This window comes from Thermococcus gammatolerans EJ3, assembly GCF_000022365.1.
In the GTDB taxonomy this organism is placed as follows: domain Archaea; phylum Methanobacteriota_B; class Thermococci; order Thermococcales; family Thermococcaceae; genus Thermococcus; species Thermococcus gammatolerans.
Genome location: NC_012804.1, coordinates 1672962 through 1686716 on the forward strand (window position 1 = coordinate 1672962; position 13755 = coordinate 1686716).

Genomic DNA, 13755 nt, shown 5'->3' on the forward strand with positions numbered 1-13755 from the left:
CGAGACTTATAGAGCTCTCATCAGCAGCTTCAAGGCCCTCTTTTCCAGGAAGTAAGCCCTTCTCATGTAGATTGCATACCTCATTGGGTCGTGCAGGCAGTACATCTTCCCGAAGAGGTAGTACTCTTCTGCTTTTCTGTGGAGAGCCAAAGCCTTCTCCAAGATCTTCTCCTCTTCCGCTCTGGGTTCAATTGCCTCGAAAGTGTCTTTGAGCTCCAGGTATCTCTTCTCCCACTTCATGCCGAGTAGGAACCACGCCCAGTAAGGATCAAATCTCCGCGCCGGGCTTTCAAGCTGTATATGGACTGTGGAAGCACCGTGAATGAGGACGTAAACGTACTCTCCAAGCGCTCCGTAGTATCCTACACTGCCCATGCCTTCACTTAGCTTGTAGGTTATCCCATCCTTTTCAAGGGTAACACTCACTACTCTCATCCCCTCCAAGGGCATCAAGAGCACGGCGTACCCTTCACCGGTTACTTCAGCCCGTATGGTCTTCGTTCTATGCTTGAAGGCCCCTTCTCTACGCTCTCCTTCCTTTATAGAAATACCCACCATTTTCATGCCGTTACTGATCACAAGCCAGGGAGTTTCCTTAAGACACTCGTCTATGACCACTCTCCCGCCTGGTGGGAAGTGGAAGTACGTCCTTGTTCCGTTGAGCCCGAGGATTACCCTCAAGGCGTCACCTTTGAACTTGACCCTGCTCTTGATTTCTCCAGGCACTCTAATGACTTCCGTCCCGTTGATGTATATGACCTCAACGCTCGTGTTCACCGTGAACTCAACGACTTTGCTCCTCGTGTTATCCCATATGTCCACAGCAGTCACAACAATCCTGTGGTGCCCGTCTCCAAGGTTCACAGCGGCCCTCCAGATCCCATCAGCCTGATGGAGTGAAACACACCTGCCGTCCACCTCAGCGAAAACGACCTGCACCCCGCTCGAGTCACTCGCCTCAACGCGTATCTCGGTAACGTTGTGATCGTAGGTTTTGTTCTCGGGATAGAGGATTTTCAGGCTGGGTGGCTCGGTGTCCCTCAGGTTGCTCGCGTTCGCAAAGAGGGCAACGCTCTGGGTTATCCTCAGCAGGGTCTCGTTGTGGTCGATGATGCCTCTCACCCTGACCACTCTAAGGTAAGTGGCGTTTATCCAGCCGTAGCCTGAGCCGGGAACGAGGCTCTCAGCTCTGCTCACGATGCTCCAGTTCCCGGTTTCAATTTCCCACACTTCCTCAAATTCATCCACAAGGACGTTTATGCTACGGAGGACTTCCTCCTTCCATGCCTCAAACTCCCCCTTGAACGGTTCCCACGAGATCGTGTTGTAAAAGCCGAAGTCCTTGGTGAAGGTGTAACTCTCCTCCCTGCTCTCGTTCACGAGGGCAAAGACCTCAATGGTCTTTGAGGCTGTGGCACTGAGGTTGTAGGCGTCCCAGACCGTAAGCGTGACAGTGTAAACACCGCCCGCGGCGTAGACGTGGGTCGGGTTGGTCTCGTCGCTCGTGGAGCCGTCCCCAAAGTTCCAGAGGTAGCCCGCTATCCCGTCCGGGTCGTCGGCGAGAGCTGAGAACGCCACCGTCAGATGCTCGGCATCCCAGGTGAAGTTCACCGTCGGTGGTTCGTTCACCCGGAAGGTTACGGTTTCACTGACGTTGTTGCTAACGTCCCAGGCAACCACCGTGAAGTTATGGCCTCCATAGTCCAGCGACAGGTTTAGGCCCGCGACGGGCTCCGTGGAGATCAGCCTCCCGTCGAGGTACGCCTTGACACCGAGCAGATCGTCGTCCAGCACGGTGTAGTTGAACCAGATGGTTCTTGAGTTGTATATCTTCTCAGCAGGACTCTCGATGGTTATGAGTGGCGCGCGCGGGTTCAGATAGAGCCACAGCGTCTCATTGGCGCAGTTTCCAAAGACGTCTTCGGCTACAACCACCACGGTGTTGTTGCCCACGCTGAGAGACGGCCTCCCGCTCCAGAGGGAGAGGTTGCCGGATTTTTCCACCAGCGTCATGTTCTCCCTCGCGCCTTCCACCTCAACCCAGACGGTTACGTTGCTCTCATCTATTACCGTGACGTTGAGGACTGGAATCTCCTCATAAACACCGCTGGCCGGCGAGACGCTGATCTCGGGCGGAGTAGTGTCAGCTTTCTTGCTCGTGTTCGCGAAGAGAGTAACCCTCTGGGTTATTCTCACCGTTGTGTAGTTGAAGCCCGTTATGCCGACGATGGTGGCATTTCTCTCGTAGGTGGCGTTTATCCAGCCCCTTTCGGTTGTGAGGCTCTCGGTGTAGTTAATGAGGGTCCACTCCGAGACGCTCTCGTTAAGTACCACTTCAAGCCCGGTTTCCGGGAGGGAGACGTTGGCCAAAACACCCGTTGCCCAGTCGACAAAGTCCTGCCTGAACTCTTCCCAGCGAGTGTAGCCGTCGCCGAAGTCCCGGGAATATGTGAAGGCCTCTAACTCCTCCCTGCTGACGTTTCTGTAGGCGGTGACTGTCCAGGTTTCACCATCCACGCTCAGCGTGTGCTTTCCCGCCTCTGTTATCTCGACCCTGAAGGTTACGTTTGCCGTTTCTCCGGGCCCAACTTCGACGGTTCTCCAAGCAATGGGCTCGTCGTCAAGCCTTAGGGTGGCGTTGTAAACTCCGGCCAAGTCCCCCGTGTTGGTAACGTTGACCGTCAGGCTCAGGGTGAAGGGAACGACGCCCCACTCTGGGGAGATCTCACCCGTAACCTTGAACATTGCCGATGTGTAGACGTAAACGACCTCCCTTACAGAGGCACTCTCGTTCTCGTCATCCCAGACCGTCAGGACAACTGTGTGGTTCCCGGGTTCGGTGAAGGTGTAGTTCACAGCCGGCCCCTCAAAGCTCTCGTTTCCGATTATCCAGGCGTACCTCACGATCCTGCCGTCAGGGTCGTAGCTTAGAGATCCGTCCAGCAGTACAGTGCTGTTAACGATGGGCTCCCCTATGACCTTCACCACTGGAACCGGCGGGCGGTTTGCCTTAAGGATGTAGAACTCCGGGGTTCCGAGGTCGAGGATGTGGAGGGTGCCATTCTCGATCCATTGGGTTATTGGCTCCTCTCCGTCGCTCCGCCTCGCCATTGTGTAGCCCCAAACGGGGACTGCCAAGTACACCCAGTCAGGGCTCCTGACCGAGGGCACTATCTTCCTAAAGCCAGTTCCATACTCCTCGGTAAAGTTCAGAACCAAAACGGTGTAATCGCCCCCATCCGAGTCTATTATCAGTTCGGGAATCCCATCTCCATCGTCGTCGACCAGGAAGTCTAGCATGCCGTCGTCGTTTGCTGTATCGTTGAAGGTTCTGAGGAGGAAGTGTGTTCTGACGGCCCTTATCAGGGATGTCTCCTCGCCACCGAGCTCGTCACTGTGTTTGAAGGTGGCGTTGTAGTATACAAAGTCTCCGGTGACTTCAGCGGTCATTATCCACGCGGCGGTTGAGCTCTCCCCCGGCCCAATGTTTCCGAAGTTTATGTTCAGGCTGTTCGGGACTTTCCTTCCATCCAGGAGCGTTCCGATGATCCTGAAGTCTATGTAGACGCCTGGGTAGTTGGAACGCTCTATCCTGGGCTGGGCAGAGGCTATTCTAAGGTTCCTCGCCTCGCCGTAGCCAACGTTCCTCACCCTCACGCCGAAGACAAAAGGTACCGGCGGCTCAACTTCAGGAGTATACGGATCGTCACCGTAGACCTTCCTCGGGATTACGTAGTCGAGCTCAAGCTGGGGCACCGGTTCGACCTCTATCACCGCGGGCCAGGTTTCGAAGACGAGGGTGGTGTTACCGACCTTTCCAGTAACGTTCGCTATGACGTAGTACCTTGTCCTGAACTTCTCTGCAGCACCAACCTTGGGGATTATGAGCCATCTGAACCTCGCCGCCTCTCTGGGAGGTAGGTCGCCGTTGACTATGCCCTCAGACTCGTCGAGCCTAAGGAAGAACCTGTCTGTCACTTCCTTGGCGTTTTCGTCGAAGAACACCACGCTTACGTTCACGTCCTTAAGGCTGTAGTTGGAGTTTGTATTCGTGAACTTCAGCGAGGCCCTGAAGGCCTGCCTCTCAAAGGCCAGCCTCTGTTCGACGGTTATCACAAGGTCAACGCACATGTGGAGCTTGTTCGTGGGTGTCTCTCCGCCCTCCTGGGCCGGGAGCTGTGGAGTGTCCCTGAGCGGGACGTTTACGCAGACCTTCCTCTCCCCAGGCAGGCTGGAGAGCCCAAAGCATGAGGGACAGGCCTTTGCCCGGGTGCTTGAACTCCCTGAGCTGCCAGATTTCTTTATCGTGGGAAGCCCCTCGCAGGTGAACCTGCCAACGCTCGTCTCTCCTCCGGCACCACCTCCTCCTCCACCGGCCAAACCGTCGCCGTATCCGCTTCCGAGTAGGTAGCCACTCCTTATGAGCTGGATGGGCTTGGGATCGCCGAGGTTGGGTGGAGTACAGTTGTTGCCCCAGAGGCAGATAGCACAGTTCATGCCAGCTTCGGCTATCTTTGGTGTGTAGTCGTCGACAAGCTTAATTATAAGATCCAGGACCTTGACCGCCGGCAAGTTCTTGGCGGCCTCCTCAAGCTCCGAGATTACTCCACCACTCAGCTTATCCACTAGATCCTTTGCCTTTCCCCAGTCCACTTGGACGTTGCCGTTCTCCACCCGAACAACGCTCATAACGCTGGGGTACATGTAGCCATCCATAGGAGGTAAAATGAAGCCGACGACAGTTCCGTTTTCATCGGTTATCAGCTCAAAGTTGATCCCCTTAGCGGAGAGGTAATCCTCTAAGTACTTCTCCCCATACTTCACGGAGGCGCTCTTCAGTATCTTGAGGAAGTTGGCCCTGACCTCCTGATATTTCTTTGCGAAGTTCTTCCTGGTCTCGTCGGTTGGGTTCATGCTCATTTCGTAGTAGGCATCGTAAAGCTCCTGGAGGTTCTGGACTATCTTCTCCCCGGACTCCTTCATAATCTCGTTGTTCTTGAAGACGTCCCCCATCTTATCAATCAGCGTGTCAAAGACGACGTGTGCCCCAATGTTAAGGAGGGACTTCCAGCAGCCGTCGCACGTCGGTTTGACTATTATCTTGTGAACCTTTTCAGCTCTCAGTGTTATCTTCCCTGCCTCCTCAACGCACACAACGCCCGCCCTGAGAGTGAAGACCTTCGTCTCGTGGAGGCACGGGTTAATTGGGGGAGAGCGCTGGTAGTAGACCCTCACCACGTAGGGCACCACGACGCTCTCCCCTGGCTTCAACTCGTCTATCCTGTTGACCAGAAACTCGACATCGATATAGTGGCTCCCTCCGCTGTTGAATGTCACGTTGAAGACCGAGACGTAGCGGTGGGTGTTCCTTACTATCAGCTGTCCCCTGAACTCGAGGACACCCAGCTCCGCAAGCTTTTTGTAGTCCACGTAGACCTCCAAATCACCTCCGTAGGTCTTTATCTCCGGAGCCGGGACGTAGGTGGTGTAACCTATCTCGTGCTTTATGACGTAGACGTCCTGTATCGTTACGGGTACGACCTCCCACTTGATTTCGAGGATGGAGGGCATCAGAACAACTGTTACGTTCTTCTCCACGCCCGGCTCCACGGTAATCCTCTTTGTTGATGTGTAGTGGCTCTTCTCTCCTACTATGAGGGTGTAGTCCCCCATTGGAACGCCGCCGAAGACCACGGTGCCGTTTTCATCGGTGGTTCCTTCGAAGTGGGCGTACTCGTTGTAGAGGGTAACCTCCGCCCCCTCCAGCCTCGTTGCGTTGGGATCCATCACTGTTATCCTTACCAAGCCGGTTGCGTTCGGTGTGACGGTTACCCTTATCGGAATGTAAACGTCCGGGTAGTTGGCGGAGCTTATCCTCAGCCTGCCCTCGAACGTTCCGGTCGCGTTATCGGGCGGGGCTATGTAGAGCCCGATCGAAGCCTCTTTCCCGGCTTTCAGCTCCGTGAAGTTCGAAACCACCCTGACCCACTCGATGGGTGAGTTCACGCTGACGTTCCTCAGAGTCTCAAAGCCCGCGTTCTTGATATTCAGCGTTACCCCTTTGGTTTCGTTGGTAAGGACTCCAACTTGAAGGGAGCGCGGTTCGACCTCTATCCTCGGGGCCGGCGGGAGGACACTTACCTCGATGGTCAGGTTCTTCTCGACCTCCATCCCGAGCTGGGTCGTCCTGAAGGTTATCACTATGCTCCTGTTAACGGCGTTCTCGCTCGACAGTCCTATTTTTATCCGGTTGATGCCCTCTTTGAGCTCTATCCTCTCCGGTACTGAGACGTTGTAGGCGGAAGGTGCGGAAACCTCAACGGTGACGTTCGAGGCCTTCCAGTGGTTTGTGAGCTCAACCTCTATCTCCCCGCTGAACTCCTTCGTAACGATGAGCTGGTAAACGTCCGGGTTGAGCGTGAGCCCGACGATGTCAAACTCGGCGTCCCTCTCCGGCACGAGAACACTCGGGTGGGTGGCACTCACCACGAAGTGGCCGGCCTCGTTTCTGAAGGGGGTGAAGCTCATCCTGAAGTGACCGCTCCCGTCGGTGATAACCAGGTACTCCCTCACGAAGTCTCCCCTGACAATGCCTACCTTGACAGGGACGTTGGCCAGAAGACCGCTCTCGTTGTAGGCGAAGCCCTCTATCAGCACGGTGTCATCCACCTCAAAGGCCGGCCGCACGGTGACGTTGGCGTTGTAGGGCGGTTTCTCAGTTCCGGCCGTTACACTCCTCTTAAAAGTCCCAACGTCCGTAAAGACCGTAGCATTCAGGGTTATCTCCGAGACGTTGGCAGGAACTACATAGTTAAAGGAAGTCACTACCGAGAGGTTCGGTGGGAGGAAAACGCTGAGGTCTCTCCGCATGCCAAGAACTTCAACGCCGGTAACCCTGAGCGGTGCGGAGCCCGTGTTCCTGAAAGTCACATGAATCCTGCCCTCTCCGCCCCGGACGAAGTTCTCGGTGAGCACCATGACAGGACTTGCCACCGGGTCCCTCACCTCAACCTCTCTGGTGCTCACGAGGGATCCAAGACTGAACATCAGTTCGTAAGTCCCTCTTTCCCGGGGCACGAGCCGGTAGGGAATGACCGCTTCCTCTCCCGGCCCTATCACCGGCAGGGGTTCAAGGGGTTCACCGCTGACGTTTCCCAGCCTGAGGACGGCCTTGGACGTGTCCAGCTCTGCATCGCCGTAGTTCTTTATCCTGACTTCCACCAGACCCGGGAGGCCCGTCTGAAGCTTTCCAACGGTTATCTCCGGGGGTTCCACCTCAACAGATTCAACCGGGAGGAGGGCCTGGGTCGAGGAGTCTCCCACGGTGAGCACGGCCTTCAGGGATCCGAGACCAGAAGGCACCGTTACGTCGAAGCTCTCCCTGATACTTCCCTCTGGGAGCTCCACTCCCTTCTCTAGCCGCTCAATGACGTTTCCGAAAACATCAACGAGCTGGAGGCTTAGGCTTCCGTTTGCATAGCCATCGAGGTTCTCCACATCGACGTAAACCCTCATAGGATAGCCCACGTAGACCTTTCCGGCGGTTATCATGAGCCTTGCAGGGAAGATGAACGCGGGCTCGCTCTCGAACCCCATGTAATCAACCGCCGTGACGCTGTAGTTCAGACTGCCCGTGAAGATATCCCTGAAAGTCGTCACCTCAATCGGCTCGTCGTTGAGCCTCACGCCGTCCCTGTAAACGTAGTAGCCAGCTATGTCCGAGTCCCCACTCTGGAGCCAGCTCAGGGTGACGTAGTTGTCACTGACGTTGACGACGAGGCCGGAGGGCGGGCGGGGAATCCCGTTCACTCTGAACCACGCCGAGTACCTGGCCTCGTTTCCAGCCCTGTCGAGGGCAACCACCTCAAGGAGGTAGCTCCCGTCGGTTCTTATGATCTCTCCGCGGTAGTCCCTGCCGTTGATCGTTACCTGGTACTCCTTCAGGTTCGAATCCGTCACGTTTATCTCCGGCATGAAACTGCCGTTGTACAGGGTTCCGTTGAGGACGTTGGTAGCTATCTCCGGGGCCTTTCTGTCGAGGACGAACCACCACCGGTACTCCTTGGAGTTCCCTGCCCTGTCCACCGCCCTGATCAGAACCGTGTAGTTGCCGTCCTCAAGAGGCGTGGAGTTCTGGAACACCAGCCACCCCCATGAAACGGCGGGGGAGCCCTCCACCTGAGCTCCGTTGAGGTAAAGCTTCATCTCGGTTCTGGAGTAGTCCATCCCGGAGCCTTCGTCGCTCAGCAACGCCCCGACAAGGGGCTCGTTTGTGAAGCTCCTGTTTCCTGGGTAGGCAAGCCTTAGCACCGGGGCCCTCTCGTCCGTTATGAACACTGGGACTTCAACCTCGTTGTTGTTCTCCGCCACCTCGGAAACTTCATCGTAAGGATCGACGACCGCGCGGAGTACATACTGGCCGTAGCGGGCCTTCCAGGCGTTCTCGAAGTTCAGGGTAAGGTTTCTGCCCGGGGAGAGGCCGTGGATCCTCCTGACGGCCACGAGGGTGGAGTTGGCGTATATCCCTACATAGAACGGCAACAATGTCCTTTCACCAGCGTTCTCGATGACCACCGTGAAGTCCATGTACTCACCCGCGATAACGTCCGAGTGCTCCAGTCCAACGACTCTCAGATCAGGAGCTGGGACGCTGACCTCCACCATCAACGCGTTGTTGTCCTCGTCCCACTCGCGGATAGCCCCATAAGGATCAGCGATGGCTGTGAGGTTGTAGTTGCCGGCGTCCGCCTTCCAGGTTATGCTGACGTTTCTCTCCTCCCCCGGCAGGAGGTTCCTTACATATCCCCCGCCCAGCGTTTTCCCATCGTGGCGGAGGGCAACGTAGAACGTCCCGGTTCCGTAGTCACCGACGTTCCTGATGATTACCGTTGCGTTGACCTCCTCTCCGGAGTACTCAGGCACCCTTGGGAGGAGGGAGACGACCTTGATGTCGGGAGCCTTTACATGGATGCCCTTCGAGAACTCGTTGTTGGTCTCGTTGGTCTCCACGATTGAACCGTAATGGTCCGCGACGACCCTAAGAAGGGAGTCCCCGGGGTAGGGTCTGATGGCGATGCCCACCGTTGATGAGTTCCCGGCCGGAAGCGAGCTGACGAACGTTCCCCCGAGATACCTCTCGTCCTGGAAGACCGCCACGAGGAAGGGTCTCTCGATGTCTTCTGTCCCGGAGTTCCTCAGCGTCACGTTCACCGTAAATACCGCGTTGGCGTGCATCTCCGGGACGGAGACGTTCTCCACCTCAATGTCCGGAAGCTCCACCGTTACGTTCGTGCTTGCGGCGTTGTTGTCCTCGCTGGTCTCTGGTATCAGGTTCCCGTCGTCAACGACCAGCAGAACCTCGTGCCTCCCTCCGGCATCGACCCTCCAGCTCAGAGCCTCTTCTCTGGTCTCACCGGAGAGCAGAGATGGAACCCACTTCCGCACCTTCCTCGTCCCGTCGATGTACATCGCGAGGTAGAATCCTCTGTAAGTGCTTCCGCCGGAGTTGGTGACGTTCACGCGGAATGTCACGTAGCCCCTCGCGAGATCATCTTTGACCCATGAGTATGATTCTATCCACAGCTCAGGGATCTCTATGAAATAGCTCCCGGAGACCCAGTTGTTGGTCTCGTCAGCCTCGACGATGAGATCGCTGGGGTCGGCTTTAACCGATACCTTAACGTCTCCAACCTGGTTCACGTACCAGCGGTAAGTTACCGTGCGCGTTTCGTTAGCGGCCATTCCGTAGACCATGACGTAATGCAGCTCCCCGCTGATGTTGAAGAGAACCGAGAAGGGCCTGTATATGGCCTCTCCAAGGTTCCTAAGGGTGACGTTTATATCAACGGCCTTTCCGTAGGCCAGCTCGCCGACGCTCAGATTGCTTAGCTCGAAGTCTGGCGTTCCAACGGAGCCTATCTCCGCGGTGAAGTTGTTGTTGCTCTCGTTTTGCTCTTCAATGGCGTCGTAGTAGTCCGCCACCACCTTGACAGTCAGGTTTCCGGGCTTTGCATTGTACCACGTCCACCTGAACTCCTTGGTCTCGTTGCTCCCCATGGCGTAGCCGGATGGTGAGTAGGCCCAGCCGGAGCTCAGCATCTCGCTCCCGTTCCACAGCTCTATCCTCACGGCAAAGGACTTTTCAAAGGAATGGCCGAGGTTTTTGATGAACGCCGAAAAGGTTACCCTTTCCCCCGACGTGAAGTTGTAGGGCTCCCAGGTTATTCCAACTGGGACTAACTCGGGAATCCCGAACCGGTCGGTGCTCAGGCTGACGTTGTTGTTGTCCTCCCTGGCCTCGATCCAGTCGTTCCTCAAGTCCAAGGCTATGGTGAGGTTGTGCTTCCCGGGCTCCGGCCGATAGTAGAGCGTGACCTCCCTGCCTTCGCCGCTTCTAAGCTTGCTCACCCAGACTGAGTAAGCACTCCTCCCATCGGCGAGGAGCTGGATCCACAGGGAGCCTCTGAAATCTTCCCCAAGGTTGGTAACGTTCACCTTTATCCCGTAGGAGCGGTAGAGGTAGGCGGTGCCGTTGAGCACCTCCCCAGGAATCGAATAGTTGGCTATTGCGAAGTCCGGTTTGCCGAGGTCCAGGACAAGGCTGGCGTTGTTGTTGCCCTCGTCTTGCTCCCTCCACCTATCGCCCTCGTCTATCGTTCCGAAGAGGACGTTCCTTCCGCCGTTAAAGGTGAAGTAGAGGGGAACCTCCAGCGTAGAGTTGGGTTCCAGAACAATGTTCCAGAGCCAGCGCCATCCGGTAACGTTCTCCCCATTCTCGTGTTTGATGCCGTATTCAAGGGTCATGTGATCCGCCATGAGGGTCACGTTCCCGACGTTCCTCACAGTGTAGGTGACGGCTTTGTATTCCCCGGCCGAAAGCTCCGGGGCCTGAATACCAAGAACCAGGTCTGGATAGCCGGTGGTGACGTTTACCGCCAGCCAGTTGTCGGACTTCGATGTTTCGTTTACCTTGGCAAAAATCGTGGCGTTGGCGACATCGCCCGGGGCCTGGAGCGTTATCCTTCCGCTCAAAGTTTTCGTCCCGTTTCTATCGAGGAAGTCGTAAACGTACCAGTACTCCGAATTACCGCCGAGACTCAGCTTGATCCTGAGCGGGAAGGTCGTGCCGTTGTACGGGCTTCCAGCGTTCCGGATTGTTACATTAACGGGGACGTAGCCAACGGTGTTTTCGGGCATTGTTATGGACTCCACGAGGAAGTTCGGCCTCGGAACGCTCAAAGCATAAAGGAACTCGTTGTTGGACTCGTTGCTCTCCACTATCCAGTTGTAGGCATCCGCCACGAACCTCAGCGTGACGTTGCCGCCGTTGGCGTAGGTGGTTATTGTTACGTTCCTCTCCTCTCCAGCCGAAAGCCCGCCCGGTACGTAGATGGTTTCAGTCCCTATGCCTCCGTATAGGGCAACGTAGAAGCCGCTGGTGAAACCTTCCCCGAGGTTCTTGATTGTTACGTTGAACGTTGCAGGACTGCCGGCGATGCCGTCGAAGTCCACGAGCTTTACGCTCTTTATCGTCACGTCGGGGCCGTTTACGAAAACCCGCTCCGTGAGCTCGTTGTTGTCCTCCCTCCGCTCATCCACGCTGTCGTAGGGGTCAACCCTCACGGTGAGGTTTACCCACCCGACCCTCGACGGCCACCACCTTAGGCTTACCCTCGCGGTTCCGTTGATCTCGACGTAAGCTGAGCTTTCGTAGCTCCCGTCCTCGTAGAGGTTGACCCTGACGCTTCCAGCGTAGCAGCCGCCCAGGTTCCTCAGGCTAGCGTTCACGTAGTAGCGGTTGCCCGAACTTACGTTTCCGGGGACGTCTATCCTCTCAACCGTGAAGTCCGGGAGTTTCACTGCTAGCGTGTAGGGAACCTCAACCGAGTTGTCCCCTTCGTTGGACTCCTCCACCGTGTCGTAGGGATCAACCTCTATCAGGACGCCCGTAACGTTTCCAGCCAGCACGCCCGGGCTTAAGTGAACTTCGAAGCTTTCTCCTGCCGGAAGGAAGGGTATGCCTGCCCAGGATGAAGAGGAGCGGTTGTCGTCGTAGAGTATCAGGGCCCTCACATCAACGCCGCTCCAGTTGAGCCCCCCGTCGTTGGTGACATTGACTGCTATATCTGCCGACGCCCCCAGACAGTTGGGTATCTCCACCGAGTAGTTGGCTATCCTGAAGTTGGGCAGCGGGAAGGAGTACTCGCCGAGGAGGAGGGCGTTGTTGCTCCCGTTTGTATCTCCCATGGCCATTATCTCCAGTGTTAGGGTGTAGTTCCCGCCTTGGGCGAGCCAGAACAGCTTTCCGTCAAGGGTTCCGTTGGAGAAGCCGCTCAGAAGCCTGGCCTCCTCAACTTTGCCGTTCTTCAGAAGCCTGACCTCGACATTTTCCGGGTGCTTGGAGCTCGTCTTCACCGTAAAGTTGATCTCGACCACCTCACCGGGGGTGATGTTACTCACGCTCGCGTCTTCTATCCAGTAGTCCCCCGGCCAGAACCACAGCTCGGCGAAGTTGTCGGAGTAATCTTCGTCCCCGAGGAGCTCTTCCCTATCGGCCGTTATTCTCACGTAGCCCTCGGAAATGGGCGACTCAACCGAGAGGTTGAGGCTTCCGCCACCTTCCAGGCCGGAAACCTGGACCTTGAGCGAACTGGGTGTGACGGAGGGAACGTTCACGATGTAGCTCCTCCCCTCCATGGGCGATACCTCGGTGGACTCAAGGGCGACCCTTGAGAAGTAGCCCGCCTTCCCCGAGAGGTATGATGCCCTCAGCAGACGGTAGCTCCAGACGATCGTTCCGTTGGAGAATATGAGCAGCTGAAAGTTCACGGGATAGTTCCCTGAGTCGTAGTCTTCGTAGGTTGCCCCGAACCATTCCAGGAGAACGCCGTCCTCAAGCTCGGCCACGAGGAGATAGCCGTCCTCAGTTTCGAGGTCATCATCGAGGGCCGCTATGAAGTCTCTCCGCTCCTCCGAGAGAAGGTCCCACACCCCGTAGTCCCCCGCCGAGAGGGTATCCTCATACTCCACCATCAACTCCACGTAGCCGTTGGTGCTCACGGAGATGTTCCTGACGGGGATTCCAAAGAAGTTCAGCTCGAAGGGCAGTTCGTAGATGAGATAGCCGTCATCAGCATTCAGGACGACGCTCCCACCTCTGACGTAGGCTCCCGAGGTGACTTTGGCAGAATTCGCAATGAGCTCGCTCGTATTTTCCCAGACAAAGCTTATTCTGCGTGGCACTGGAGGCGTTACAGGAGGAACGAAGTTGAAGGTCACGTTGAATGAATCAGCACTTCCTCCCCTGTTTCTCACGGTTGAGAAAACTTCGACACCCTCGTTCCCAACGCGATATCCCGCCTCGTGAACCTCCAGATCCGGCGGCTTGCCAGATGAGAATGCAGGCACAAAGGATATCGCATTAGGTGGTATCATTGAGCCCAAAAGAATCAACAGGATTACAAGGGGAATTACCTTCATCTCTCACCACCTTCTACGAGTTTCCTAGTTATTTGAAGTGTTAGGAAGTCTTCCTCAGCCTCAAGCACACTCACGATAGTTTTTCGATCCAGCCCAGTTTTCCGAGCTATGAAGTTCACCAACTCAAGATCGATTCGTTCCATGGGTGGGGAGGATACACCAACCATCTTAACCCACCGGAGAGACTACGGTTTCAAACTACATATGATGTGGGTTTGAAGAAATTCATCAAACCCGGAACGTTTTTCTAGGTCTGAAACAAGATCGTAGGGGTGA

2 protein-coding genes are annotated in these 13755 nt (G+C 56.0%); both read right to left on the reverse strand.

Going from position 1 to position 13755, the window contains the following annotated elements:
* Positions 1 to 6: 6 nt before the first annotated feature.
* Positions 7 to 13479, reverse strand: a complete 13473-nt coding sequence (locus TGAM_RS08835) for a CARDB domain-containing protein (RefSeq protein WP_094745790.1) — start codon at positions 13477 to 13479, stop codon at positions 7 to 9.
* Positions 13476 to 13646: a hypothetical protein gene (locus TGAM_RS11295; protein WP_169302018.1), complete on the reverse strand. Its 171-nt coding sequence runs from the start codon at positions 13644 to 13646 to the stop codon at positions 13476 to 13478. Before TGAM_RS11295 ends, TGAM_RS08835 begins: the two co-directional genes overlap by 4 nt.
* Between the last annotated feature and the right edge of the window lie 109 nt (positions 13647 to 13755).